General features: G+C 63.0%; 27 protein-coding genes. 16 read left to right on the top strand and 11 right to left on the bottom strand.

What is annotated here, in order from left to right:
- Nucleotides 1-51 precede the first annotated feature (51 nt).
- The gene (locus M1D51_RS17220) at nucleotides 52-1719 is read left to right on the top strand and encodes a RecQ family ATP-dependent DNA helicase (protein WP_458107362.1); all 1668 of its coding nucleotides are present in this window, start codon (nucleotides 52-54) and stop codon (nucleotides 1717-1719) included.
- 15 nt (nucleotides 1720-1734) lie between these two features.
- On the opposite strand, the gene M1D51_RS17215 is transcribed toward M1D51_RS17220, so the two are convergent.
- Both M1D51_RS17215 and M1D51_RS17210 read right to left on the bottom strand, forming a co-directional pair.
- Complete coding sequence (locus tag M1D51_RS17215; protein WP_458107361.1) at nucleotides 1735-2652, bottom strand: NAD(P)H-hydrate dehydratase; 918 nt, start codon at nucleotides 2650-2652, stop codon at nucleotides 1735-1737.
- The gene (locus M1D51_RS17210; RefSeq protein ID WP_172326173.1) at nucleotides 2636-3421 is read right to left on the bottom strand and encodes a histidine phosphatase family protein; all 786 of its coding nucleotides are present in this window, start codon (nucleotides 3419-3421) and stop codon (nucleotides 2636-2638) included. The genes M1D51_RS17215 and M1D51_RS17210 overlap by 17 nt, the downstream gene beginning before the upstream one ends.
- Nucleotides 3422-3545: 124 nt before the next feature.
- On the opposite strand from M1D51_RS17210, the gene M1D51_RS17205 reads away from it, so the two are divergent.
- Nucleotides 3546-4841, top strand: a complete 1296-nt coding sequence (locus tag M1D51_RS17205; RefSeq protein WP_458107360.1) for an NAD(P)/FAD-dependent oxidoreductase — start codon at nucleotides 3546-3548, stop codon at nucleotides 4839-4841.
- Here M1D51_RS17205 and M1D51_RS17200 read toward each other — a convergent pair.
- The gene (locus M1D51_RS17200; RefSeq protein ID WP_172325993.1) at nucleotides 4827-5111 is read right to left on the bottom strand and encodes a DUF3040 domain-containing protein; all 285 of its coding nucleotides are present in this window, start codon (nucleotides 5109-5111) and stop codon (nucleotides 4827-4829) included. The two genes, M1D51_RS17205 and M1D51_RS17200, sit on opposite strands and share 15 nt — an antisense overlap.
- Before the next feature lie 277 nt (nucleotides 5112-5388).
- Between M1D51_RS17200 and M1D51_RS17195 the strand changes: the two genes are divergently transcribed.
- On the top strand, nucleotides 5389-5850 hold the full coding sequence (locus tag M1D51_RS17195; RefSeq protein ID WP_458107359.1) for a GatB/YqeY domain-containing protein: 462 nt from the start codon (nucleotides 5389-5391) through the stop codon (nucleotides 5848-5850).
- Nucleotides 5851-5899: 49 nt separating this feature from the next.
- Here M1D51_RS17195 and M1D51_RS17190 read toward each other — a convergent pair whose 3' ends face one another.
- The 4 genes from M1D51_RS17190 to M1D51_RS17175 form a co-directional block, all read right to left on the bottom strand.
- Entirely contained in the window at nucleotides 5900-6631 is a 732-nt protein-coding gene (locus M1D51_RS17190; RefSeq protein WP_458107358.1) for a DUF72 domain-containing protein, read from the bottom strand.
- Nucleotides 6632-6672: 41 nt separating this feature from the next.
- A complete protein-coding gene (locus M1D51_RS17185; protein ID WP_458107357.1) occupies nucleotides 6673-7545 on the bottom strand; it encodes a glycosyltransferase family 2 protein in 873 nt (290 codons plus the stop codon).
- A 107-nt stretch (nucleotides 7546-7652) separates the two neighbouring features.
- A complete protein-coding gene (locus M1D51_RS17180; protein WP_458107356.1) occupies nucleotides 7653-7874 on the bottom strand; it encodes a hypothetical protein in 222 nt (73 codons plus the stop codon).
- A 106-nt stretch (nucleotides 7875-7980) separates the two neighbouring features.
- The gene (locus M1D51_RS17175; RefSeq protein WP_172325989.1) at nucleotides 7981-8439 is read right to left on the bottom strand and encodes a MarR family winged helix-turn-helix transcriptional regulator; all 459 of its coding nucleotides are present in this window, start codon (nucleotides 8437-8439) and stop codon (nucleotides 7981-7983) included.
- A 139-nt stretch (nucleotides 8440-8578) separates the two neighbouring features.
- Between M1D51_RS17175 and M1D51_RS17170 the strand changes: the two genes are divergently transcribed.
- The 12 genes from M1D51_RS17170 to M1D51_RS17115 all read left to right on the top strand — a co-directional run bounded on the left by M1D51_RS17170 (nucleotide 8579) and on the right by M1D51_RS17115 (nucleotide 18962).
- On the top strand, nucleotides 8579-9517 hold the full coding sequence (locus M1D51_RS17170) for an SDR family NAD(P)-dependent oxidoreductase (protein WP_458107355.1): 939 nt from the start codon (nucleotides 8579-8581) through the stop codon (nucleotides 9515-9517).
- A 2-nt stretch (nucleotides 9518-9519) separates the two neighbouring features.
- The gene (locus tag M1D51_RS17165; protein ID WP_458107354.1) at nucleotides 9520-10410 is read left to right on the top strand and encodes an amidohydrolase family protein; all 891 of its coding nucleotides are present in this window, start codon (nucleotides 9520-9522) and stop codon (nucleotides 10408-10410) included.
- A gap of 1 nt (nucleotide 10411) precedes the next feature.
- Complete coding sequence (locus M1D51_RS17160) at nucleotides 10412-11644, top strand: acyl-CoA dehydrogenase family protein (RefSeq protein WP_458107353.1); 1233 nt, start codon at nucleotides 10412-10414, stop codon at nucleotides 11642-11644.
- Nucleotides 11645-11675: 31 nt separating this feature from the next.
- Nucleotides 11676-12131 carry a MaoC family dehydratase gene (locus tag M1D51_RS17155; protein WP_172325295.1) on the top strand — a complete coding sequence of 152 codons (456 nt, stop codon included), beginning with the start codon at nucleotides 11676-11678 and terminating at the stop codon, nucleotides 12129-12131.
- Between the two features lie 32 nt (nucleotides 12132-12163).
- The gene (locus M1D51_RS17150) at nucleotides 12164-13489 is read left to right on the top strand and encodes an MFS transporter (RefSeq protein ID WP_458107352.1); all 1326 of its coding nucleotides are present in this window, start codon (nucleotides 12164-12166) and stop codon (nucleotides 13487-13489) included.
- A 12-nt stretch (nucleotides 13490-13501) separates the two neighbouring features.
- Nucleotides 13502-15052: an o-succinylbenzoate--CoA ligase gene (gene menE, locus M1D51_RS17145; protein ID WP_458107351.1), complete on the top strand. Its 1551-nt coding sequence runs from the start codon at nucleotides 13502-13504 to the stop codon at nucleotides 15050-15052.
- The gene (locus M1D51_RS17140; protein WP_458107350.1) at nucleotides 15049-15519 is read left to right on the top strand and encodes a DUF3237 domain-containing protein; all 471 of its coding nucleotides are present in this window, start codon (nucleotides 15049-15051) and stop codon (nucleotides 15517-15519) included. The genes menE and M1D51_RS17140 overlap by 4 nt, the downstream gene beginning before the upstream one ends.
- A gap of 169 nt (nucleotides 15520-15688) precedes the next feature.
- The gene (locus M1D51_RS17135; protein ID WP_172325299.1) at nucleotides 15689-16183 is read left to right on the top strand and encodes a DUF805 domain-containing protein; all 495 of its coding nucleotides are present in this window, start codon (nucleotides 15689-15691) and stop codon (nucleotides 16181-16183) included.
- Nucleotides 16184-16287: 104 nt separating this feature from the next.
- Nucleotides 16288-17505 carry an L-2-hydroxyglutarate oxidase gene (gene lhgO, locus M1D51_RS17130; protein WP_458107349.1) on the top strand — a complete coding sequence of 406 codons (1218 nt, stop codon included), beginning with the start codon at nucleotides 16288-16290 and terminating at the stop codon, nucleotides 17503-17505.
- Nucleotides 17506-17569: 64 nt separating this feature from the next.
- Nucleotides 17570-17773, top strand: coding sequence for a hypothetical protein (locus tag M1D51_RS17125; RefSeq protein WP_458107348.1), 204 nt, complete (start codon nucleotides 17570-17572; stop codon nucleotides 17771-17773).
- A 125-nt stretch (nucleotides 17774-17898) separates the two neighbouring features.
- Nucleotides 17899-18201, top strand: coding sequence for a DUF4193 domain-containing protein (locus tag M1D51_RS17120; protein ID WP_026542556.1), 303 nt, complete (start codon nucleotides 17899-17901; stop codon nucleotides 18199-18201).
- A gap of 215 nt (nucleotides 18202-18416) precedes the next feature.
- Nucleotides 18417-18962: an AMIN-like domain-containing (lipo)protein gene (locus M1D51_RS17115; protein WP_458107347.1), complete on the top strand. Its 546-nt coding sequence runs from the start codon at nucleotides 18417-18419 to the stop codon at nucleotides 18960-18962.
- Between the two features lie 84 nt (nucleotides 18963-19046).
- Here the strand turns inward: M1D51_RS17115 and M1D51_RS17110 are convergent, their stop codons facing one another.
- From M1D51_RS17110 to map, 4 genes are all read right to left on the bottom strand, one after another.
- Nucleotides 19047-20585, bottom strand: coding sequence for an APC family permease (locus M1D51_RS17110; RefSeq protein WP_458107346.1), 1539 nt, complete (start codon nucleotides 20583-20585; stop codon nucleotides 19047-19049).
- 12 nt (nucleotides 20586-20597) lie between these two features.
- Nucleotides 20598-21623, bottom strand: coding sequence for an agmatine deiminase family protein (locus tag M1D51_RS17105; RefSeq protein ID WP_172323996.1), 1026 nt, complete (start codon nucleotides 21621-21623; stop codon nucleotides 20598-20600).
- Nucleotides 21620-22636: a nitrilase-related carbon-nitrogen hydrolase gene (locus M1D51_RS17100; RefSeq protein ID WP_458107345.1), complete on the bottom strand. Its 1017-nt coding sequence runs from the start codon at nucleotides 22634-22636 to the stop codon at nucleotides 21620-21622. Before M1D51_RS17100 ends, M1D51_RS17105 begins: the two co-directional genes overlap by 4 nt.
- Nucleotides 22637-22883: 247 nt before the next feature.
- Complete coding sequence (map, locus tag M1D51_RS17095) at nucleotides 22884-23663, bottom strand: type I methionyl aminopeptidase (RefSeq protein ID WP_458107344.1); 780 nt, start codon at nucleotides 23661-23663, stop codon at nucleotides 22884-22886.
- A gap of 68 nt (nucleotides 23664-23731) precedes the next feature.
- On the opposite strand from map, the gene M1D51_RS17090 reads away from it, so the two are divergent.
- Nucleotides 23732-24034, top strand: a complete 303-nt coding sequence (locus M1D51_RS17090) for a helix-turn-helix domain-containing protein (RefSeq protein ID WP_458107343.1) — start codon at nucleotides 23732-23734, stop codon at nucleotides 24032-24034.
- Nucleotides 24035-24039: the final 5 nt, after the last annotated feature.

Genomic DNA, 24039 nt, shown 5'->3' with positions numbered 1-24039 from the left:
CACGGCTGATGCAAGTGGCCGCAGGAATCTCTATGCGGAGCCACCCTACGAATGTCTGATGACCTTGCCCTGAGCGCCCTCGCGGCGTCTTCTTTTTCCCTCCCTGCATTGCGCGATGGCCAACTCGCAGGCATGAGCGCCCTTGTCGAGGGCCGTGACGTCCTGGCCGTCATGCCCACCGGATACGGCAAATCCGCCACCTATCAGGTGGCGGCCCTGCACCTTTTCCATCAAACGGGACGCCCCGCCGTCGTAGTTTCACCTCTCATTGCCTTGCAGGAAGACCAGCTTGACGGGCTCACCGAGGACCTGGGCGCCCATGCGGCTGTTGCGATCAACTCTTCCCGCAGCGATTCGGAGGTGGAAGCGGCTTGGGAGGCGGCCGAATCCGGCAAGGCCGTGTTCCTTTTCCTCGCCCCGGAGCAACTGGCCAAGCAGGCCACCGTAGACCGGATCGCCGGCCTCGATATCACTATGTTCGTGGTGGATGAGGCGCACTGTGTCTCCTCCTGGGGCCATGACTTCCGCCCCGACTACCTCGGCTTGGGCACAGTCCGTGAGCAGCTGGGCAATCCTCCGGTGGTTGCGTTGACGGCCACCGCCTCCCCGCCGGTGCGCGATGAGATTGTGGAACGGCTCGGCATGAAAGAGCCGCTGGTGCTGATCCGCGGCTTCGACCGGCCGAACATCAGCCTCGATGTGGTCCGGCACCAGGAAGACAAAGCCAAGCGAAAAGCCGTGCTGGAACACGTAGCCTCACTGGCCAAGGCCCAGGGTGTGGGGCTGCTGTATGTTGCCACCCGCAAGGACAGCGAAAAGTACGCGGCCAAACTGGCCGATGCCGGGCTCCGTGCGGAGGCGTATCACGCAGGCAGGTCGGACAAGGACCGGGAGGCCATCCATGAGGCATTCATGGATGACCAGCTGGACGTAGTGGTTGCCACTACGGCGTTCGGCATGGGGATCGATAAACCCAATGTGCGGTTCGTGGTGCATGCCGACATTCCCGAGTCATTGGACTCCTACTACCAGGAGATCGGCCGGGCCGGCCGCGACGGCGAACCAGCGGAAGCGATCTTGCACTACCGTGCCGAGGACCTGGGGCTGCGCAAGTTCTTCAGCACCCATGCCCCGGACGCTGACGCGCTGATGTCCGTGTTGAAAGTCGTCAAGAATGCCGGTGCTCCTGCTCCGAAGACTGCGTTGACGGAGCTCACGGGCCTCCCCGCCCGGAGGATTACCGCACTGGTCAACCAGCTGGAAGAAGCGGGCGCCGTCAGCACGGGCAAGCGCGGAACGCGGCTTGATTCAAAAGCCAGGTTGTCCACCCTGGTGCGGCGCGCCGTCGAACGCGCCGAGGCCCGGCAGCGCGTGGAACAGTCGCGGCTGACCATGATGCGCGCCTATGCGGAGACGGACAGTTGCCGCCGTCAGTTCCTGCTCGGCTATTTCGGTGAGGACATGCCGGAGCCCTGCGGAAACTGCGACTCATGCGCCGACGCGCAACACCAAAACGCTCCGGACCAAACGCAGCAAGCGCCTGCATCCAACGCAGTTGAGCCGTTTCCCCTCCAGTCCACTGTGGTGCACAAGGAATGGGGGCCGGGCCTGGTGATGCGCCACGAGGATGATGTCATCACAGTCCTGTTCGAGCAGGAGGGCTACAAAACGCTGTCCCGTTCCGCTGTCGTCGAGCATGGCTTGCTGAAGCCCGCCTAGGTGCCTGTGCCGGTTTCAGGTGTTGAGTTCCAGCATCAGCGCCGGCAGTTCATCGGCCAGTTCGCGTGCCAGGAATCCCAAGGGGCCGAGCTTGCTGGCCAAGCGGTCCGCTGCCGCGGCGTGGAGGTGGGTGCCCCAGCAGGCTGCCTGCGCATCGCTGGTTCCCCGCGCCCGCAGCCCGGCGACGCCGCCTGTGAGAACGTCCCCGCTGCCGGACGTTCCCAGCCCGCCGTACCCGGTGGTGATCTTCCAGAGGTTCCCGCTGCCGCCGCCCGATGGCCCGGCAATCACGCCCTGGCAGCTCACCACGGCATCGAAGCGATCAGCCACAGCGGCAACATCGCGTTCGAGGTCCTCCACGTCACGGCCAAGCAGGATTCCTGTTTCGGTTGGATTGGGGGTCAGGATCAACCGTCCCCGCCACGGTTCGAGCTCTTCCTCGATGTTCACCAGTACTCCGAGGGCAAAAGCATCAAGCACGACGGCGGGACCTCCCGCGGCGCCGGCACCGCCGTCGGATTGCTCCCGCTCCAGCAACGCCCGCAGCAGTGCCTCAGCGAGGTCGACGTCGTCCAGGCCCGGCCCGATCAGGACGGCATCCGCTTTCTCCAGGTTGCGGGCAACACGGTCCAGGCCGTCGCCGGTCACGGAGCCATTGGTGTTTTCCGGCAAGCCTATGGCGCCGCATTCAGGCAGTGCCACGCCGAGTTGAGCGGCGACGGACTCGGCAACTGCCAGGGTTATTTTCCCGGCTCCGGCACGGAGCGCTGCGGTGCCGGCCAGCAGCGCCGCGCCGGGAGTGGTCCGGGCCCCTCCGATGACCAGAACGGCTCCGCGCGAGTATTTGTCCTCGCCCGGTGCCGGCAAAGGCCAGTCCCGGAGAAGGGAGGGCGTCACCAGAACCGGAGCGCTCGAATCACTGCGGGTGGACACTGGCGTCTCCTGCATGTTCGGTCACGGCCACTCCCTGCTCGCTCAGATGGTCGGCCACATTGAAGCTCTCCAGTTCCCATGGGCCGGCGCCCGTGGGCCGTACATAACGGGTAATGGACGCATTCAGCACCGACGTGCTCGCAGCAAGGTCCAGTATTTGGTCCTCGGACATCCCTTCCAGCACATAGCGGACCAGCAGGATGACGGCATCGTGGCAGACCAGCATCACCCGGTGCCCCCTGCCGAGGGTGTTGAGCTCGTCCAGGACTGACCGCAGGCGGAGGGCAACATCGGCCCAGGACTCACCACCAGGCGGCCGGTAGTAGAGTTTGCCGAGCCAAAGACGCCGCTCGGCTTCATCCGGGTACCGCCTTTCAACGCCCAAGCGTGTCAGTCGGTCCAAGATCCCCAGTTCCCTGTCCCTGAGGCGTTCGTCGCTGCGGATTTTTATCGGCCAGCCGGCCGCCTCAACGGCGATTTCCGCTGTCTGTCTGGCACGGGCATAAGGGGAGGACACTACGGCGTCCGGGCGGAACTCTTCTGCGATCCGTGCCAATGCCGTTCCCAGTGCTTTCGCCTGCTCCTGGCCCGTGCCGGACAAGTTCACGTCGGCATCCCGGGCCGGAACCTGGATAACTTCCGCCCCGGCCAGGCGTGCCTCCGTGGCAGCGACGTTGCCTTCGCTCTCACCGTGCCGGATCAACAGCAGCTCTACGGCACCGGCCTCCTGCACTGCCTCCGTCAGCCCGTCCTCATTCACAAAGATCACTCCTCCGCGTGCGTTGCCGAATGCAGAACACTACCCACTGCGTACCCACCGGGCCAGATGGTAAACGCATGAGCGTAAGCCACAACCCCTTTTGCCCGGACGGGGAGTGAAGTAAGTTGCTCGCATGGAGGACTCATACCAAGTCATCATTGTCGGTGCCGGATTTGCGGGCGTAGCCGCAGCCAAGGAACTGGGGCGCAAAGGCGTGCGGGTCCTGCTGATCGATTCGAACAATTACCACCAGTTCCAGCCGCTCCTGTACCAAGTGGCGACGTCCCAAATAGGTGTCTCCGCCATTGCCCGCCCGCTGCGTTCGGTTTTCCGCCGCTACAAAACGGTCAAAGTCCTGACAGCCAAGGTCGAGTCTGTCAGTGCGGCAGAGCGGCTGGTCACCACCTCGGATGGCCGGACCATGCGCGCAGATACTCTGGTGATCGCAGTAGGGGCGGTTCCGAACTTCTTCAATACTCCAGGTGCCGAAGAGCTGGCGTTCCCGCTGTACTCCGTCACTGACGCCACACGACTTGGCACCGGCCTCACCAGGCTTCTGGACCAAGCCGACAGAAACCCTGACGGTTCGGTGGATGTTGTGGTGGTGGGAGGCGGACCCACCGGTGTGGAGACCGCAGGAGCGATGGCGGAAAACGTCAAATACGTGGTGAGCAAATATTTCTCGCCCGAGCTCGCGGCACGGTGCCGGGTGCATTTGGTGGACATGGTTCCCAGCGTCCTGAATATGTTCTCCGCCAAGTCCCAGAGCTATGCCACCGATCATTTGAAGAAGGTGGGCGTCCAACTTCATATGGGAGTGGGCGTTACCGAGGTCCGGCCGGACGGGGTGACTTTGGCGGACGGCAGTTCCGTGCCTGGACAAATTGTGGTGTGGGCCGGGGGCCTCAAAGCGGGCGACCTCATTGCCGGCTCCGGCCTTGCCCAGGGGAGAGGGGGCCGCGTTGACGTCCTTCCTGACCTGACTGCTCCTGACGTGGACGGCGTCTATGTCATTGGCGATGCAGCAAACATCACGGATTCCACGGGGGCAAAGCTGCCCCAGCTGGGTTCCGTAGCTCAACAGGCTGGGAAATGGGCGGCCAAGAACATCCTCGCGGACCTCGGCGGGGAGGGGCGGACTCCATTCCGCTACGTGGACAAAGGTTATATGGCGATGGTTGGCCGCGGCGCCGCAGTGGCAGAGTTGGGCCGCAAGCGCCTTCAGTTGCAAGGCATCCTTGCCTTCCTGTCCTGGCTCTTGGTGCACTTGGCCTTGTTGTCCGGACTGCAACAGAAGATCCGCGCCTTGTTCTCCTGGCTCAATGGGTACCTCCTCCACAGTCCCGCGCAGGTTGTGGTCAGCGGACCAGTTGAGAAGGAGCCGCCGGAACAGGATTCACCAGGCCCGGCGGTTTCACCGGAGTCTTGACGAAGCTTCGTTTTTGTAGCTGCGATGGGCCAACAGTGCGTGGACTGTCAAGAGGACGCCGGCCAGGGCCAGCGGAAATATGTTAAACGGAATGGCCAGCAGGATCACCATGACTCCGACGGCGGCGGCCATGACATCCCGGATGCGGGGTTGAACCGGACCGCGAACGGGGACACCTGATTCCAATTGCCGGGCCAGCTCGGGGTCTTGGATGAAGAGCTCGCGCTCAAGCTGTTCCAGGGCTTTGCGCTCCCTTTCTGAAAGTGGCATGGGAGTCCCTCCTAAGGGCCATGGCTCTTTGGTGCGATGGGCGGGTCAGCTGGCTTCCCGGGAAGCCCCATTTTCCAGCGACCCAATAAGCTAAGCATGCTTATTATCCTGTTCGCAAGCATGATTTTGGCGGCGGTAACAAGGCCGTCCAAGCACTCCGCCCGAGGGGCGCCGGGGAGTAAAGGTGTGTCTTGGAGGCCCCGCTCCGGTGTCCAATCCCGGACGCGCGGCCGAGCTGGGAAGATAGCAGGAGGAACCCCACACAAGGAGAAACATCGTGACGCTCAAAGAACGCCTGAAAGCCGACGTAGTTGACCACATGAAAGCGGGCAACAAAGTTGCCCTGACCACGGTACGCAACGTGCTGGGCGAGATCACCACCCGTGAAAAATCAGGTAAAACGCCGGTAGAGCTCGACGACGCACAGGTCACCTCGCTGCTGCAGAAGGAGGCTACCAAGCGTCGCGACACGGCCCGTATCTATACCGAAGCCGGGGAGTCCGACCGGGCAGCGGCTGAGGTGGCCGAAGCGGAGATCATCGAGGCTTACCTCCCGAAGGCGCTGACGCGCGAAGAAGTGGAAGCCATTGTGGATGAAGCCGTCGCTGCGCTGAAGGCCGATGGGCAAGAGCTTTCCATGCGTTCCATTGGAGCGGTCATGAAGCCCGTTACAGCAAAGGTCGCGGGGCGCTTTGACGGCAAAACGGTCAGTGAAATCGTGCGCGGACGCTTGGGCTGACCACTAGCCCCCCGGGGCCAACAGGCCCTGCCCGGGGGGGGGCGGGACATCAGTTGACTCCCAGCAGCCACCGTAAAGTGTCAGCATTCCGCACGGCGTTACCGCCGCCGTCGTTGTTGAAATAGACGTACACGTCCTTGCCGGAGCCGTCCCACTCCCGGATGCGGTCCGCCCACCACCGAAGATCCGCATCGGAGTAGGAGCCGGCGTACAGGTGCTGATGGTCCGGACCGTGCATCCGCAGGTACACGAACGGTGGCGTGGCGCGGAGGATGCAGGGCAGATTGGCGCCACTCATGATGCAGTAGGCGGCCCCGTGCCGCTCAAGCAGCGCGTACACCTCCGGGTGGTCCCAAGTGTCGTGCCGGAACTCGACGGCGACACGGACCCAAGGGGGCAGGGCTGCCAGGAAGTAGTCGAGCCTTGCATCGTCACGTGCGAAACCGGGCGGGAGCTGCACCAGCAGAACAGCCCTCTTGTCTCCGAGCTCATGCCAGCAGCGGGTTATCCTTTCCACCCAGACCTCGGGGCTGTAGAGCTTCTTCGCATGCGTGAGTCCGCGGGGTGCCTTCACCGACATCGCAAAACCGGCCGGAAGACGTTCCCGCCAGCCGGCGAACGTCGTGTCCCGGGGCCAACGGTAAAAACTCGCATTCAGCTCCACGGTGCTGAATCGCGCCGTGTAGTGGTCCAGGCGCTTGGATGCAGGCAGGGCCGGGGGATAGAGCACGTTCTCCCAGTGATCGTAGCTCCAGCCCGAGGTGCCGATGCGGATGCCCATGGTGTGGATACTAGCTGACGGCCGGAAGTGAAAGGCGGGGATCAGCCGTGGTGCTTGACGCCCAGCACCGCTTCGTAGGCCTCGACGTGTCGGTCAATAACCGTGGTTGGTGATTCGAGATGGACGGCCCCGGAAGGCAGGATTCCTGCGCCTCCGAACCTTTCCATGACCTGCCACTGTGCCACCACATCCTCGCCGGCGTGATTGGAGGGACGGGTTGGCCAAAAAGCGAAACCACCGGAATCGATCAAGGCCTGCCGGTTGTAGAGAATGCACCCGCCAAGCCACGCCACACGGTATGGCACCCAACCTTCCGGCGGCAAGGGGACCTCGGCGCTGAGGTGGCTCAGGTTTGCGGCATTGTGGAGTGGCCATCGGTCAAAAGCAGGGGTGCCCGGACGGATGCGTTCGGGCGTGACCGGCCCATGCCAGCGTTCAAAGGTTGCGGTTTCCTCCGGCCTCCTGTCCCCAAGGTAGGACAATCCCTGGGGTGCCATGCCCACAAAGCCGCAGCCCAACATGTCCAAGGCATGGCTTAAACGCTCCAAGGCTCCTGGTTCCAGCCAAATGTCATCATCAAGAAAGAGGCACTGCCTGGCATTGGACTGATCCAAAAGGAATTGCCGGTGTTCGGCCAGGCCCTGCCGCGGGAGGTGGCGGAACAGTTCGACCTGCCGCCCCTGAGCTTCAAGCAGCCTGATCATGGCGGCAACGGCCGGATGTTCCCAGTCTGGGGTGCCGTTCGACTGGTCGCTCATCACCACCCTGAATGTCGGTTCGGATTGAGCCGCCAAACCGGCCAAAGTCACAGCTGCCTCCGCAGGGCGGTCGCAGGTGGGGATGAGTACATCCACGATGGCCGTCTCGGGGGAGTTCTCCGGCTCCGCCCAACGCTTGGAAGTTTTCCAGCTCACAACACACCTCCGGCAGGCAGGATCGGCATAGTTTGTGCAGGGTTTCCCCTATCTATACCCCTTCAGGCCGGATCTATGCTGCCAGCGTCTCCTTTTTGGCTTGGAAATCAGCCGTTGGCCACTGACCTTTTCATCAAGGCCCGGAGGTCGTCAGCCACCTTGGCTACTTCACGCTGCCTGATGCTTCCCGCTTGCTGTTCCCGCCGATGGGTTGCGGGTCGGGTGGAACGCTGGGTGGCTCGGGCTTGGCGGCGGATTTGGGGATCGCGGGCGGGTGCGTCAACGGTGACGGCGCCCTGCAAGGGATCGTGAAAGAGAGGGAAGTCCATGATCCCTGATCCTGACATACCTGGCCACGCACCGGTATGGACAGATGCCTCCCAGCACATCAAACGGCTGTGCAAATGTCCATGGGTGGGTGGAGAACCGTGATCCCTAGCCCCACAGCGCCTTCTTGAGGAGCGCGCGCAGCTGCACATTTTCTTCATCCGTCAGCGCCGCCAACTGGGTCTGCTCGCAGGCCTCGAGCCCGGCCCGCGCTTTGGTGTGGATCCGCCGGCCCTCGGCGGTGGAGACGATGATCTTGGCTCGCCGGTCCTGCTTGCCCTGGGCGCGTTTGACCAGGCCGCGGTGTTCGAGGTCGTCCACGAGGCTGACCACCTGGCTTGGGTCCAGGCTGAGGAAATCGGCCAGTTCACGCTGGGTGGGCTCCAGACCACTGCAGGCGAGGGTCAGCACGGAAAAGGACCGCTCACGCAACCCGTAGTCAGCCAGCGCCTTGTTGTTCAGGAGTGAGCCGGTGGCATGCAGTTTGGCCAGGAGCAGGCCCACGTCGTTGCCGATTTTGGCCGCGGCCAGGCGCGGGATTTCCACTTCGGTACTCTGCGGTCCCATGGCAACTCCAATAGTAATGAAAAACAATCGTTGACTTTTTCAATGATCCGTATTCTCATTGATCATGACAAGGATCTCACGCCGCAGTGGGATCGGCCCCACCGGCTTCAGCCGGTTACTGCATGCGAAGGAGCACGCCATGAGCTTGAACGGCAAGGTTGCAATCGTCACCGGGAGTGGACAGGGTCTTGGACTCGCTTACGCGAGGGAACTCGCCCGCCAGGGGGCCGCCGTCGTGATTAATGACGTGAACACCGAAACCGCTGCTGCTGCAGTCGCGCAGATTGAGGCCGACGGCGGCCGGGCCGCCGCCGTGGTAGTTCCGGTAGGGTCCACGGATGCCGCCAAGGCATTGGTGGCCGGCGCTGTGGAGGCTTTCGGCCGCCTGGACATCCTGGTGACGAACGCCGGGATCCTGCGGGATAAGAGCCTGTTAAAAATGACGGACGAGGATTTCGACCTCGTCATCAACGTCCACCTGAAGGGCACGTTCACGTGTGTCCGTGAGGCGTTCGCGTACTTCAAGGAAAACAACATCGCGGGCCGGATCATCACCATCGGTTCGCCCACCGGCCAGCGCGGCAACTTCGGGCAGGGCAACTACGCTGCGGCGAAGGCCGGGATCGTTGGGATGGTCCGTACCTGGGCGTTGGAGATGAAGAAAGCCGCAGTGACGGTGAACGCCGTGATCCCCGTGGCCGCTACGGCGATGACCAAGACGGTCCCGTATTTCCAGAAGGCCGTCGAAGCGGAGGAGCGTGGTGAGGCGATGCCGTCTTTCTTCCGCCATGATCTTGGGTTCGGAACGGCCGACGACGTCGCAGGACTGATTGCCTTCCTCGCCTCTGATGCGGCTGCCGGAATTACCGGCCAGGCGATTGGCGCCGGAGGCGACCGGCTGCAGGTGTGGACGCACCCGACGCCGGCGAGCACCGAGTACCGTGAGGGTGGCTGGAGCTACGCAGCGCTGCAGGAGAACGCAGGCTCACTGTTTGGCCCGGAGGCTTTGCAGAGTTTCGGTGAGGAATTCCTGCCGCTGCCCGCGGAACTCCAGCCCGAGCCGGTTCAGGCGCGCTGATCATGGCTGAGCGTTACGAATTGGGCATCGACGTTTCGGGGCTCGATGCGATCGACATGCACGTCCACCTGGAAGTGGACAGTTGCGGGCATGGGTCCCTGCCGGCGGCGTTGACGGAGGCCTCGGCGAAGTACTTCAAGTCCGAGGACCGGACACCGTCGCTGGACCGGATCGCTGAGCTCTACCGCGAACTGAACATGGCCGCCGTCGTCTTTACCGTCGATGCCCGAACGCAGCTCAAGCACGAACCCAACAGCATCCCGGAGCTCATTGCCGGGGCTGCGCGGAACAATGATGTGCTGATTCCGTTCGGCAGTGTTGACCCGCGGAGAGGCGAAGACTCGATCGCCGGGGCAAAACACCAAGCCGTTGAGCTCGGTGCCCGCGGGTTTAAGTTCCATCCCTCACTGCAGGGTTTTGACCCGTCCAACGAGGCGTTCTACCCACTTTGGGAGGCCCTGCAGGAGTTGGGCCTGCCGTGTATCTTCCACACTGGCCAGAACGGCATGGGCGCCGGCCTTCCGGGCGGGTACGGGATCAAGTTGGCGTACTCCAACCCGTTGCTGCTCGATGCTGTGGCAGCGGATTTCCCGGGGTTGCAGATCATTATGGCCCACCCCTCGGTGCCGTGGCAGGACGAGGCGAACTCGATCGCGACGCACAAGTCCAACGTGTTCATTGATTTGTCCGGTTGGTCGCCGAAGTACTTCCCGGAATCGCTGGTGAAGGCCTCGAATTCGGTGCTGCAGGACAAGGTGCTGTTCGGCACGGACTTCCCGCTGATCACGCCGCAGAAATGGTTGGGTGCTTTCGCTGACCTGCCGTTGAAGGACGAGGTCCGCACGAAGATCCTCAAGGACAACGCCGTCCGCCTTCTCGGGCTCGGGGGCTGAAATGACCACCACAACCACTGCACCAGGGACGGATCAGCGGCTGTATTCTGTGGCGGACTGGTACGACGCTGAAGCGTTGCTCACCACCGAGGAACGTCAGGTGTTGGGCCGGTTGCGGAGTTTCCTGACCACCGAGGCGAAGCCGTTGCTGGCCGAGTACTGGGAACGCGGCGAATTCCCGGAGCAACTGGCCCGGCCGTTGATCGACCTGGACCTCATGGAACCGGCTGATCTCACTGTCGATGCCCCGGCGCGGGGGATCTTCCACGGCTTCCGGATCTTCGAACTCGCCCGCACTGACGCGTCCCTGGCTACTTGGTACACCGCGCAGGCCGGGTTGTTCCGGACCGCTATCCGGGTTGGTGCTTCCGAGGAACAGCAGAAGGAGTGGATGCCCCGGGTCATCGACTTCTCCCTCAAAGGTGTCTTCTCCCTGACCGAACCCGAGCACGGCTCGGACATCGCCGGCGGCCTCGCCACCACAGCGCGCTACCAACCCGGCGCCGGGACAGACTCCGACGGCGGAACCTGGGTCCTGGATGGTGCCAAGCGGTGGATCGGGGGAGCCTCCACTGCGGATGTGCTGTGTGTGTTCGCCCGGGACGTTGCGGACGGCCAGGTCAAAGCGTTCCTCGTGGACCGAACCGCCGCCGGGGTGTCCTTGGAGAAAATCCAGGGAAAGACCTCACTGCGGATGATGCAGAACGCCCACATCACCCTGGACAATGTCCGGGTTCCCGACGCCATGCGCCTGCACAATGTGAACTCCTTCAAGGACGTCGCCGCGATGCTGCGGGCGATGCGCTCCGACGTTGCCTGGATCGCCACCGGTATCCAAGCCGGCGCATTCGAAGCGGCGCTGGCGTATGTGAAGGAGCGCCAGCAGTTCGGCCGGCCCTTGGGTTCGTTCCAATTGGTCCAGGAGAAACTGGCCCGGATGCTCGGCAACATCACCGCGAGTTTGTCGCTGGTGGTGCGGTTGACCGAACAGCAGGGCTGGGGGATTTACCGGGACCAGGACTCGGCCCTGGCCAAAATGCAGACGTCCCTGATGATGCGCCAAACCGTTGCCCTGGCCCGGGAAGTGGTGGGCGGTAACGGCATCACGCTCGCGGCCGACGTCGCGCGTTTCCACGCCGACGCCGAAGCCGTCTACTCCTATGAAGGCACCCACGAGATCAACGCCCTCATCATCGGACGCGCCCTCACCGGCGCCGGGGCTTTCACCAACTAATCCTTTTCAAACAACTACTCAGGAGGCAAAGATGCCTAATCTCGTCGTCGATTTCGACACCCTGCTCACCATGTCCGGCAAGGACCTCGGCACCACCGATTACCGCGAAATCACCCAGCAGCAGATCAACCTGTTCGCCGACGCCACGGATGACCAGCAGTGGATCCACACCGACCCCGAACGTGCCAAGGACGGTCCCTTCGGCGCTCCGATCGCACACGGCTTCCTCACCCTGTCCCTGATCATCCCGTTCTGGGGTGAACTGTTCGACGTCGCCGGGGTCACCACCAAGGTCAACTACGGCCTGGACAAAGTCCGCTTCACCTCCCCGGTGAAGGTCGGCTCCAAAGTCCGTATGAACGGCAGCATCGCCGAGGTCACCGAAGTCAAAGGCGGCGCCCAAATCAAGGTCAACGCCACCATCGAAATCGAAGGCCAGGAACGCCCCGCCGTCGTCGCGGAATTCCTCGCCCGTTTCTACAAGTAAAAATCCTTTCCCTCCTCTCCCAAGGAACAGCCATGTCAGGACACACTGCGCTCGCCCAGCCGAGCACGGCCGCCAAGCGTAAAGAGGCGCGTACGGTCATCATGTCCAGTTATCTGGGCAGCACCATCGAGTTCTACGACTTCCTGCTCTACGCAACGGCCGCAGCGGTTGCGTTCCCCAAAGTGTTTTTTGCAGGCACGGACGAGTGGGTCGGCGTCGTCGCCGCGTATGCCACGTTCGCTGCCGGCTATGTAGCGCGTCCCCTGGGCGGCATCATCTTCGGGCACTTCGGCGACAGAATCGGCCGCAAGGGCATGCTGATTGTCTCCATGGCGATGATGGGTATCGCCTCAACTTTGATCGGCCTCATTCCCGGAGCCAACGTCATTGGTCCTTGGGGTGCCGTGATCCTGGTGGTCCTGCGTGTCTGCCAGGGAATCGCCGTCGGAGGTGAATGGGGCGGCGCTGCCCTCATGGCCTTGGAGCATTCGGATCCCAAGCGCCGCGGTTTTGCCGCCTCATTCGTCAATGCCGGTGCCCCAACAGGAGCAGTGCTAGGCACGGTTGTCATGGGCATCTTCTCTGCCCTTCCCCAAGATGCGTTCCTGGCCTGGGGTTGGCGTGTGCCGTTCCTGCTGTCCTTCGTGTTGCTCATTGTGGGCATGTTCGTGAGGTTGCGGGTTTCGGAGAGCCCGATCTTCGCCGAAGCCGTTGCCAAGGAAAGCGCCCAGGGCACCAAACGCAAGATCCCCCTGCTTGAAGTACTGAAGCGTCCCAAAGCACTGATCATGATCATGTTTGCCGGTGCTGCCGGCTTCGGCCTCCAGGTAGTGCTGCCCACGTTCTCCGTCACTTATGCAGTTTCCAAGGGTGCGCCGCAGCAGGGTGTGCTCTACGCATTCGCCGGAGCCTCGGCCATCTCCATCCTGTTCGTCCTGCTGGGAGGCCGGCTCTCCGACCGCTTCGGCAGGCGTCCGGTCATGGTCATGGGCCTGGGGCTTTTCATCCTGTACCTGTTCCCGATGTTCGGGATGCTCAGCTCCGGCAACGTCGCCTTGGTCTTCCTGGCTTTCACCGTGGCGCTGATCCTCCACTCCTCCCTTTACGGACCCCTCGCCGCGTTTGTGTCGGAACAGTTCGGAACCACCAACCGCTACACCGGCGCAGCGGTGGGCTACCAGTTGGCTACCCTGATCGGTGCTGGCTTCACCCCCGGGATCGTCGCCGGCCTCTACAAGGACGCGGGCCAGAGCATTGTCCCCGTGGTGGTGTTCCTGTCAGTGATGTCGCTGGTTTCGATTGTCTTCATCCTGCTGACGCGGGAGTCTAAGAACAACGACCTCTCAACGGTCAGTTAGGAGCATCGCACCATGGACAACAACGGAGTTGGATCCTGGCTGCACAGGCGCCGGATCAAGTCCGGCACCGCAACGGCCCTCATTTCCGGCGAACAAACCCTGAGCTACGCAACGCTCGCCGATCGGACCGACCGCCTGGCCAACGCCCTCAAGGACAGGGGAGTGGCCAAGGGAGACCGCGTGGCCTATCTCGGTGAGAACCACCCGTCCTTCGTGGAAACCTTCTTCGCCTGCGGGCTCGTGGGTGCCATCTTCGTCCCGCTCAACACCCGGCTCGCCGCCCCGGAGCTGCAGTTCCAACTGCAGGACTCCGGCGCGCGGCTCCTGGTCAGCGCCGAAGCCCTGGACGTTGTGGCCTCCGAGTCAGTGACGGACACCGTGGTAACCCACCGTCTTGTGGTGGCGCCCGAGCACGACACTGACGGATTCGCGCCGAAGCTGCCGTCCGGCGTCGAGCACTATGGGGAGGTGATGGCGGCCGCGTCCGCAACGCCGCTCGAGGAGACCGTCACCCTGGACGACGCCGCCATGATCCTCTACACCTCAGGTACCACCGGCAAGCCGAAGGGAGCGCTCCTGACCCACGGCAACATCACCTGGAACTGCATCAACACGGTGGTGGACATGGACCTGAACCGTAACGACGTAGCGCTCATGATCTCGCCGCTGTTCCACGTGGCGTCCCTGGATATGGGGCTGCTGCCCATGCTGCTCAAGGGTGCCACGGTGGTCCTTGAAGCAAAGTTCGACGCCGGCCGGGTACTGGAGCTGGTGGGGCGGCACAACGTCACCACCCTCAATGGCGTCCCCACCACCTTCCAGATGCTCTGCGACCACCCCGGATGGTCGACGGCGGACCTTACGTCCCTGGACAAGCTCACCTGCGGCGGGTCGGCCGTTCCGCAGCGGGTGCTGGACGCGTACGAAGCCCGCGGCATTGGTTTCACCAGCTGTTACGGCATGACCGAAACTGCGCCCGGAGCCACCATGCTGCCCGTATCGCGGTCCAAGGAGAAAGCCGGATCAGCCGGGCTGCCGCACTTTTTCACCGATGTGCGGATAGCCGATCCGATGGGCGGAATGGTTGCCGTTGGGGAGGTGGGGGAGATCCAAATCTCCGGACCCAACGTGATCAAGGAGTACTGGAACCGGCCGGAAGCCACCATGGAGAGCTATTCCGATTCCTTCTGGTTCCGCTCGGGGGACATGGGCTACCGCGACGACGAGGGCTTCTTGTTTGTGTCCGACCGCATCAAGGACATGATCATTTCCGGCGGTGAGAACATCTACCCCGCAGAGGTGGAGAGTGCCATCGCCGAATTGCCCGCGGTAGGCAGTGTTGCGGTGATCGGCGTTGCCGACGAGAAATGGGGCGAAGTTCCCCGGGCCATCGTCACCTTGCGGGACGGCGGTTCCCTGAGCGAGGAGCAACTGCGCTCGCACCTGGAAGGACGATTGGCCCGGTACAAAATCCCCAAGTCCGTGGTGTTCGTCGAGGAGATGCCACGCACCGCCAGCGGCAAGATCCGCAAGATGGACCTTCGGAAGCACTACGCGCTGTGACCGGCTTGCCCGAAGCCCCTGCGTTGACGTTCCTGGCCACCCTCAATGTCAAAGTGGGCCCGGCGCTCGATATCGGGATGACCCCGGAAGGGCAACGGCGGGTCATCCCCATCGTGGGAGGAACCGTGTCCGGACCGTGCCTTCAAGGAAGGGTGCTGCCGGCGGGGGCCGATTACCAGGTCCAGCGCGACGCCGGACTGACCGAGCTGGACGCCAGGTACGTTGTGGAACTTGAGGATGGAGCCATGGTCTACGTCCACAACCAGGCGCTTCGTTCAGGAGCGGCGGAAGACCTGAACAGGCTCAATAGCGGTGAGGACGTAGACCCGGCATTGATCTATTTCCGCTGCACCCCACGGTTTTCCACCGCCGCTCCGGAACTGGCCTGGCTGAACAGGGTAGTCACTCTCGGAACCGGGCGCCGAAGGCCTGGCTCGGTGGAAATCGATGTCTTTACTGTCGGGTAGCTAAAGACCCGAGAGGCGGCTACCGGCCCGACATAATCCGTTACCAAGCTAAATCCGGGTTAATTTCCTCCATCGAACTGCCTAATTCGCCTCTGGGGCATTACGATAGGCACGACTCACTCTGAGCAAGACGCATCATCAACTCACACCTAACCCGGGGGATATACCAATGAGCACTTACCCGCAACAACCGCAGCAGACCCAGCCCTACGCCGCACAGACCGGCGAGCCGCCGCTGTGGGCACCCTACTACGGCGCTCCCATCGGTGCCGCCGTCAAGCGTTTCTTCAAGAAGTACACCGCGTTCAGCGGCCGTGCCAGCCGTAGCGAATACTGGTGGGTGGCACTGGTTCTGGGTGTAGTGGGCTTCGTCCTGCAGATCCTCACCCTGGTACTTGGCAGCGCCGGGGCCACCGTTTCCGCAAACGGGACGGCCACTCCAGGTCCGGGCTCCGTTGTAGGCCTTATTCTGGCGTTCGTCTTTTACCTGGCGATCCTCATCCCGTCCATCGCACTGCTGGTTCGGCGTCTCCACGACGGCAACTTCAGCGGTTGGCTCGTCCTGATCGGCCTTATTCCGGGCCTGGGCGGCATTGCGCTCTTCATCTTCGCTCTCCTGCCGTCAAACCCGGCCGGCCAGCGTTTTGATCAGCCGACTGCCTAGTCAGCCACGCACCACGTTCCATCAGAAAAAGGGCGGCACCACGTGTGCCGCCCTTTTTCGTATGCTGTGACTGATACGGACCCACCCCAATGACGAGGAGTGCCATGCCCAAGCCTTCGCGCACCAGGACCATCAAGCGTTGTGCCGTGGTGGGTGGGGGGATCATCGGTGTTGCTGTGGCCAGGGAGCTCGCCAACACGCTCGACGACGTCCACGTCACCGTATACGAGAAAGAAGACCGGCTCGCGGCACACCAGACCGGGCATAACTCGGGTGTGGTCCACGCAGGCCTCTACTACGAGCCAGGCGGACTGAAGGCACGGCTCTGCCGCAGGGGAGTGGAGCTGCTCCAGGAATTCTGCGCCACCAAGAACCTTCCCTATGAGGCCTGTGGCAAGTTGGTCATCGCCCAGACCCCGGAGGAATCCAAGCGCCTGGACGCCATCTTCGCCAGGGCCAAAGCCAACGGGGTCCCCGGCGCGCGGATGCTGGACGGTCGCCGGATCCGCGAGGTGGAGCCGAACGCCGTCGGACTTTCCGCCTTGCACTCGCCGGAAACGGCGATCGTTGACTACACGGCCATCACCAACGCGCTCGCCGACGACGTCCGGAGCTCCGGCGGGACCATCCGGCTGGGGCAGGAAGTGGTGTCCTTGGAGCAGCAGGCCAAGGGGGTGGTGGTCACCACCAAGGGCGGCGGGGAACACTATGACCTGGTGGTGGCGTGCGCGGGGCTCCAATCGGACCGCTTGGCCGAGGTGACCGGCGAGCCCGCAACTCCTAAGATCGTGCCGTTCTTTGGGCAGTACTACCTGCTGGGCAAGGAAGCCCGCGATCACGTGCGGGGTCTCATTTATCCTGTCCCTGACCCCAGGCATCCATTTCTTGGTGTCCACCTGACCAAACGCATCGACGGCGAAATGATGCTTGGCCCGAATGCCTTTATCTCGTTCGGGCGGGAGTCCTACGCCTGGAATGAGGTCAATGTGCGGGACATCGCCAATTACGCGCTCTTTCCTGGTTTCTGGAATTTTGCCCGACAGAACGTGCCATCGGCGGTCCGCGAATTCCAGACCGTAGTGAGCCGGAAAAAATTCATCCGGGAAGCAGTGCGCTTTGTTCCGGCCCTGGAAGGGGCAAGCATCCTGCCCGGCACCCGTGGCGTGCGGGCCCAGGCCATGAACGGTAACGGATCCTTGGTGGATGATTTTGTGATCGCACGACGCCGGGACACGGTTTTGGTGCGCAACGCGCCATCGCCGGGGGCTACGTCGTCCATGGCCATCGCGGAGTACATCGTGGAGCAGGCGCTGCAGGACTGAGGAGTTAACACGCCCGTGACGCGGCAGAAACCGCCCCCACATCAGGGCTGGATACGGTTGCCGCATGATCGCTTCACTGGCCTCGCTGGCAACCCGTATCGGCACCACCTTGGGGGCCTGGATCGAGGCCGCCTATGTCCAGGATTGCCCTGAAGCTGAATCCGGGGACGAGCACCGCCTGGCGTGGCTGCCAGCCCTCAGCGGCGTGACGGTAGCCAGCGCGCAGGCCATTCACTCCCATGCTGTGAAGGTGCCTTCCAAGCCCTAGGTAATGCTGCCAAAGCTGCACAATGTTGCGTTGGGCACACTATTCGTTGATCGCGGGTACTATGCCCTAAACTGCTTCACTGGGTGCCGGAAGAGGCACTATGCAGCAACGAAAGCGACCCCTCAATGGCTACTGATTACGACGCCCCTCGCAAGACCGAAGAAGAGTCTCCCGCTGAATCTCTTGAGGCACTTCAGGCATCACGTGGCAACGCTGCACAGACTGCAGTCATCGACGTCGAAGAAAATGATACTGCTGAAGGAATCGACCTTCCCGGTGCCGATCTTTCCGGTGAAGAACTGACCGTCATTGTTGTCCCGGAGCAGTCGGATGAATTCACCTGTGGTTCCTGTTTCCTGGTCCGCCACCGCTCCCAGATTGCCTTGGAAAAGAACGGCCTCAAGTTCTGCAAGGACTGCGAAGGCTAGGTCACGCCAAGGTCTCGTTATCTTCGGTTACGAACAAGTGCGCGAAGGACCTCAATACTGTCCGCCTCACCGTGAAAATGCGGCTTTGACGGCCCTCCCGTGACCGCCTTGTTGTCCCTTTAACGGTTATGCGCCGAAGCGGCATCAACCGGCCCAAAGAGGCCCCTGCCCTCCTACTGTTGAAGTATCAACTTCGCCTGAAGGGGGCACAAAAAATGAGGAAATTTGGAGCGGGCCTGGCAGCGGTCCTGGCTGCAGCCGGGCTCGGTCTTGCAGCGCCGGGACCGGCCTCGGCAGCAACCTACTGCGGTATTGCCTGGGGGTCGTTGGCCAAGGCCGACCCCGACATGAGCTCCGCCAACGTCACCAATGTCCGCACGGGCCAACAGCCGTGTTTCGACCGCCTGGTGATCGATATGACCGGCAAAGTGGCCGGCTATTCCGTGCGTTATGTTCCCGTGGTGATCCAGGATGCCACCGGCTATCCCATCCCCGTGATCGGTGACGCAGACCTGCAAGTGGTGGTAACGGCGCCGTCGTACAACCAGTACAGCCAACCCACGTACCTGCCCGCAGCCAAAGCGGAGCTGTCCAACGTCTCCGGCTACCAGACCTTCCGGCAGGTGGTCTACGCCGGCAGCTTTGAGGGCACCACCAGCATTGGGTTGGGTGTTCGCGCCCGGCTTCCGTTCCGGGTCTTCACCCTGGACGGGCCCGACGGCGGCTCCCGCCTGGTGGTGGACGTCGCCCATCGCTGGTAGGGGCGCGCCAGAACCCACGAAAGCTGCCAGTTCGCCCGGAAAATTCCGGCGAACTGGCAGCTTTCCAGGGTTTTCGGGAGGCAGCTACTCCGGTACCACCAGAGCCGGGGTATCCCTCCGGATAGTCTCGCCGCGGAAGAAACCGGGCCGGATGCGGGACATGACCAGCATGACCACGGCACCCAGAGCCAGGATTCCGATGCCAAGGACGAACACGAGTCCCACACCGAAGATCTCGGATCCACTGCCGAACTCCGGAGCCCAGCTGTCCACGGCGGTCTGAACGAACACCACGAACAGTCCTACGCCACCCACCAGCGGGCAAACGAGCCGCAGGAAGAAGTTCCGGGCACTGGCAAACACGCTGTTGCGGAAGTACCAGACGCAGGCGATCGCCGTGAGCCCGTAGTAGAAGCAGATCATCAGGCCCAGGGCCAGGATGGTGTCATTCAGGACGTTCTCGCTGATCACGTGCATCACCGCGTAGAAGCCTGCGGACAGGACGCCGGCCGCAACGGTGGCGAAGCCCGGCGTCGAGAACTTCTTGCTCATGGTGCTGAAGCGCTCTGGCAGGGCACCGTAGTGTGCCATGGCCAGCAGGCTGCGCGAGGGCGAGGTGAAGGTGGACTGCAGGGAGGCCGCCGAACTGGACAGCACCGCGAGGGACATGAGAATCGCGAACGGACCCATGACCGGTGATGCGAGGGCAGTAAAGACGTTGGCGTGGTTTTCCTCGTTGTTCAGGCCGATGCCCGTGTCGCCCACACCGGCGAACATCATGGTGGCGATGGTGACCAGCAGGTAGATGCCCAGCACGATGACGGCCGTGAGCGTACCTGCGAGTCCGGCGGTCTTCTTGCCGTTGGCGGTTTCCTCGTTCACGGTCAGGCAGACATCCCAGCCCCAGTAGACAAAGATCGACAACGAGATACCGGCAGCGATTTGGCCGAAGGTTTCAATCTTGGTGACGTCGAACCAGTCCCAGCTGAACGGAACAGCGGTCTCGGACGTGGACCAATTAGCGAAGGCCATGGCCACAAAAATGCCGAGTACCAGCAGCTGGAAGCCCACCAGGCCGTACTGGACAATCTTGGTGGTGTGCAGGCCGCGATAACTGATCCATACCGCCAACGCCACGAATACGAAGCAGGTGGCCACATTCAGGAGCTTGTTGGAGGCGAGGTCGGCCAACTCAGGTGACCCTGTGGCCTGGGCCAGGAACAGGTAGAAGAAGTCCACGGCCACGCCAGCCAGGTTGGACAGGACAATGATGTTGGCCGCGAGCAAGCCCCAGCCGCCCATCCAGCCCACCCAGGGGCCGAACGCCTTGGTGACCCAGGTGAACGTGGTGCCGCTGTCCGGGGAATCGGCGTTCAGTTCCCGGTACGCAAGCGACACCAGGATCATCGGGATGAAGCCGATCAGGAAGATCACGGGCAGTTGCAGCCCGACTTCGTTGACCGTGGGGCCCAGCGCACCCGTCAAGGTATACGCCGGTGCGATGGTTGAAATGCCAAGAACGACGACGGCGAGGAGCCCCAACTGCCCCGTCTTCAGTCCCTTGCCGCTGATGTCGTGCGACGTTGCGGCATTGTTGCCGCTGCGGCGGATTGTCTGGCTCATAGGAGGCCCTTTCTAGATGGCCGAAGGCTGTTGCTGCGTGATGCAGTGGATGCCGCCGCCCCGTGCAAAAAGTTCGCGTGCGTCAACACTGACCACGCGGCGGCCGGGGTAGGCATCGGCGAGAATGCGGAGTGCTTTCTCGTCCGAGGGGTCGTTAAAGCTGCAGGCAATGACTCCGCCGTTGACCACGAGGTGGTTGATGTAGCTGTAGTCCACAAACCCCTCGTCATCGGTCAGGGCTTCCGGGGCGGGAACTTCGATGATGTTCCATTCCCGGCCGGCTGCGTCATGGGTGGTGCGCAGGAAGTCGATGATCTCGCGGGAAACCTTGTAATCCGGGTGTTCTGGGTTCTGCTGGGAGTGGACCAGCAGGGTGCCGGGGCTGGAGATGGCTGCCACGATGTCCACATGTCCACGGGTGCCGAACTTCTCGGAATCGCGGGTGAGGCCACGGGGCAGCCACACTACGTGGGTGGCGCCGATGGTGCGCGCCAGCTCTTCTTCGATGTCGGCTTTGGTCAGTCCGGGGTTCCGGCCCTGATCCAGCTGCACGGTCTCGGTGACCAGCACTGTTCCTTCGCCATCAACCTGGATTCCGCCGCCTTCATTCACAATGCCGGAGGGGAGGTGGGTGGCGCCGGCACGTTCGGTCACGTTTGCCGCTATCAGGGAGTCTTTGTCCCACGCAGCCCAGTCCTGGCCACCCCAGCCGTTGAAGATCCAGTCCACGGCTCCGAGCTTCTTGGTCGAATCCAGCACGAATGACGGCCCGATGTCCCGCATCCAGGCATCGTTGAGCTCGGCGGTGAGTACCTCAACGCGAGGGTCCAGGTAGCGCGAGGCCGTCTCGACGTCGTCGGGCGCTACCACCATGGTGACCGGCTCGAACTCAAGGATGGCGTTGGCGACGGCGGCCCAAGTGGAGCGCGCCGCATGGGCCTCTTCTTCGCTGTCACCCAAGGTGTAGCCGCCGGTGGGGAAAGCCATCCATACGCGGTCTTGCGGAGCCGTTTCGGCCGGCATGCGCCAGGCGCTCATGCGGACACTGCCTGTGCCTGTGCTGCACCGAGCGGGGCGTTGGGGTCCACCGGTTCGGTCAGGCGGGCGTAGGTTTCCGGGCGGCGGGTAGCGAGGAAGGGGAACAGTGTGAGCCAGTCCTTTCGCTGGTCAAGATCCAGGTCTGCGACGAGGACGGCGGATTCGTCGCGGGGTGCCTGGGCCAGGATGCGGCCGTAGGGATCGGAGATGAACGATGAACCGTAGAAGTTCAGGGTGCCCTCGTTGCCGTAACGGTTGGGGGCGATCATGAACAGGCCGTTGGCGATGCCGTTGCCCACGATCACCTGCTGCCAGAGCGGCTGGGTGTCGAAGTCGGGGTGGTCCGGCTCTGAGCCAATGGCTGTGGGGTAGACCAGGATTTCGGCGCCGCCCAAGGAATACAGGCGGGCGAGTTCCGGGAACCATTCGTCCCAGCAGGTGGGCATGCCCAAGCGGGCGCCGCCCAACTCGGCAGGAGCATGGACGGCATAGGCGTCCTCTGCTTCCGGACCCTTGCGGAAGAACTTGTCCTCGTAGTATCCGGCGGTCACGGGGATGTGAAGCTTATGGGTGCGGGCCACGAGTTCGCCCGCGGGGTTCACCAGGATGGCGGTGTTCAGGCCCAGGCCGTCATCGCTGCCGTCCGGATTTTCGGCCCGCTGGTACAGCGATGCGTGCACGGAGACGCCGTACTTCCGGGCGGCTTCGGCAGCAAACGTGAAAGTGGGGCCGGTGAGGAGGTCCTCGGTGATATCCGAGGGGCGGATGCCCGCAGCCGGGTTGTTCTCCGGGCGGGTGTCCGCCGGGTAGCGGGAGAGGGTCAGCTCAGGCAGGAAAACAACAGTGGCTCCCAGCTTGGCAGCGCGCTCGATGCCCTCCGTGAGTTCGGCGCGGAGAGCGCCTTCATCGGCGTGCCAGCGGTGCTGGATGACGCCCACGCGCAAGGGGGTGCGCGTGGAGGGCTCGGTGCGGGCCAGGGAAGTGGGGGCTTCGAGGCAGGTAATTTCAATCATGGTGGCATGTACTCCGGTGAGACGACAGTCACTAAATGAATAGCGTTCATTTAGTATGGCGCGAGTCACTCCTGAGCGCAAGGGGTTAAGTGAATGCCTTTCATTTATGACTGCGGAGTCTCGGCGGGGGAGTCTCGGCGGGGCGGGCCCCCGAGATGGCAGATCACCCCCATGTTTGTGGTCAACATGGGGGTGATCTGGAGTCTCGGCGGGGTCGGCGGGCGGGCTCGGCGGGCGGGCTCGCGGGCTAGGGGGCCAGCGTCGGCAGGGTGAGGATTTCAGCTGCGCCGTCGGTGATGGCAATGGTGTGCTCGCTATGGGCGGTGCGGCAGCCGGTCACGCTGCGCAGGGTCCAGCCATCGGGGTCGGTGACAAGCCGGGCGGTATCAGCCATGACCCACGGCTCAAGGGCGAGCAGCAATCCGGGGCGAAGCTTGTACCCGCGGCCGGGCCGTCCCATGTTCGGCACGTGCGGCTCCTGGTGCATGGTGGAGCCGATGCCGTGGCCGCCAAACTCGGTATTGACGGGGTAGCCGGCCTCACTGAGGACTGAGCCGATGGCATAGGAGAGGTCCCCGATGCGGGCTCCGGGCCGGGCTGCTTCAATGCCTGCCTGCAGCGCCCGTTCGGTTGCTTCAATCATTGCCACGCTCTCCGCAGGCTTGGACTCGCCCACAATAAAGCTGATGGCCGAGTCCGCGGCGATTCCGTTCTTGGAGACAGCCAGGTCCAGGGTCAGCAGATCTCCGTCGGCCAAGGCGTAGTCCCTGGGCAGGCCGTGCAGGACAGCGTCGTTTACCCCCGTGCAGATGTAGTGGCCGAACGGCCCGCGGCCGAAGGAGGGTGCGTAATCGACGTAGCAGGACACCGCTCCAGCCTCTAGGATCATCGACTTGGCCCAGCGGTCTATGTCCAGCAGATTTGTGCCCACGGTTGCCCGGCCCTTCAGCGTATGCAGAATGTTAGCGACCAAGGCGCCGGTCTCCTTGGCGCGGCTTACTTCCGGACGGCTCAGGATCTCAATCATGCGGGGGCCTTTCGTGTGGCGACCAATAACTATCCCGGCCATATTATCCCGGTATTACAATTGGAGCCATGGTCAGGTTGCCGCTTACACCCGCAGAGGCCGAGCGTGGACAACGCCTCGGTGCTCTTTTGCGTCGCGCCCGGGGTGAACGCTCAATGTTGGAGACGGCCCTGGATGCCCGGGTCTCGCCAGAGACCCTGCGCAAGATCGAGTCCGGCAGGGTGGCGACGCCGGCTTTCCCTACGGTTGCTGCGATCGCCGATGTCCTCGGACTCTCCCTCGATGAAGTCTGGGCTGAGATCAACCGCCCGGAGCTGGGGGTCGACCCGGCCGCCTCCCGCAGCAGCGCCCGGGAATGGCTTGCTTCCTAGCCTCT

The organism is Arthrobacter sp. R3-55 (genome assembly GCF_054161505.1).
The sequence above is the reverse complement of the archived record's forward strand: the minus strand, read 5'-3'. Positions and strand labels throughout refer to the sequence as shown.

Bases quoted from the DNA above. Each gene is read 5' to 3' on its own strand.
- M1D51_RS17170 (WP_458107355.1), top strand. From the start codon at position 8,579: ATGAGCTTGAACGGCAAGGTTGCAATCGTCACCGGGAGTGGACAGGGT.
- M1D51_RS17090 (WP_458107343.1), top strand. From the start codon at position 23,732: ATGGTCAGGTTGCCGCTTACACCCGCAGAGGCCGAGCGTGGACAACGC.
- lhgO (WP_458107349.1), top strand. From the start codon at position 16,288: ATGCCCAAGCCTTCGCGCACCAGGACCATCAAGCGTTGTGCCGTGGTG.
- M1D51_RS17160 (WP_458107353.1), top strand. From the start codon at position 10,412: ATGACCACCACAACCACTGCACCAGGGACGGATCAGCGGCTGTATTCT.
- M1D51_RS17125 (WP_458107348.1), top strand. From the start codon at position 17,570: ATGATCGCTTCACTGGCCTCGCTGGCAACCCGTATCGGCACCACCTTG.
- M1D51_RS17105 (WP_172323996.1), bottom strand. From the start codon at position 21,623: ATGAGCGCCTGGCGCATGCCGGCCGAAACGGCTCCGCAAGACCGCGTA.
- M1D51_RS17120 (WP_026542556.1), top strand. From the start codon at position 17,899: ATGGCTACTGATTACGACGCCCCTCGCAAGACCGAAGAAGAGTCTCCC.
- M1D51_RS17200 (WP_172325993.1), bottom strand. From the start codon at position 5,111: ATGCCACTTTCAGAAAGGGAGCGCAAAGCCCTGGAACAGCTTGAGCGC.
- M1D51_RS17110 (WP_458107346.1), bottom strand. From the start codon at position 20,585: ATGAGCCAGACAATCCGCCGCAGCGGCAACAATGCCGCAACGTCGCAC.
- map (WP_458107344.1), bottom strand. From the start codon at position 23,663: ATGATTGAGATCCTGAGCCGTCCGGAAGTAAGCCGCGCCAAGGAGACC.
- M1D51_RS17135 (WP_172325299.1), top strand. From the start codon at position 15,689: ATGAGCACTTACCCGCAACAACCGCAGCAGACCCAGCCCTACGCCGCA.
- M1D51_RS17180 (WP_458107356.1), bottom strand. From the start codon at position 7,874: ATGGACTTCCCTCTCTTTCACGATCCCTTGCAGGGCGCCGTCACCGTT.
- M1D51_RS17205 (WP_458107360.1), top strand. From the start codon at position 3,546: ATGGAGGACTCATACCAAGTCATCATTGTCGGTGCCGGATTTGCGGGC.
- M1D51_RS17165 (WP_458107354.1), top strand. From the start codon at position 9,520: ATGGCTGAGCGTTACGAATTGGGCATCGACGTTTCGGGGCTCGATGCG.
- M1D51_RS17150 (WP_458107352.1), top strand. From the start codon at position 12,164: ATGTCAGGACACACTGCGCTCGCCCAGCCGAGCACGGCCGCCAAGCGT.
- M1D51_RS17220 (WP_458107362.1), top strand. From the start codon at position 52: ATGTCTGATGACCTTGCCCTGAGCGCCCTCGCGGCGTCTTCTTTTTCC.
- menE (WP_458107351.1), top strand. From the start codon at position 13,502: ATGGACAACAACGGAGTTGGATCCTGGCTGCACAGGCGCCGGATCAAG.
- M1D51_RS17155 (WP_172325295.1), top strand. From the start codon at position 11,676: ATGCCTAATCTCGTCGTCGATTTCGACACCCTGCTCACCATGTCCGGC.
- M1D51_RS17115 (WP_458107347.1), top strand. From the start codon at position 18,417: ATGAGGAAATTTGGAGCGGGCCTGGCAGCGGTCCTGGCTGCAGCCGGG.
- M1D51_RS17175 (WP_172325989.1), bottom strand. From the start codon at position 8,439: ATGGGACCGCAGAGTACCGAAGTGGAAATCCCGCGCCTGGCCGCGGCC.
- M1D51_RS17190 (WP_458107358.1), bottom strand. From the start codon at position 6,631: ATGGGCATCCGCATCGGCACCTCGGGCTGGAGCTACGATCACTGGGAG.
- M1D51_RS17100 (WP_458107345.1), bottom strand. From the start codon at position 22,636: ATGATTGAAATTACCTGCCTCGAAGCCCCCACTTCCCTGGCCCGCACC.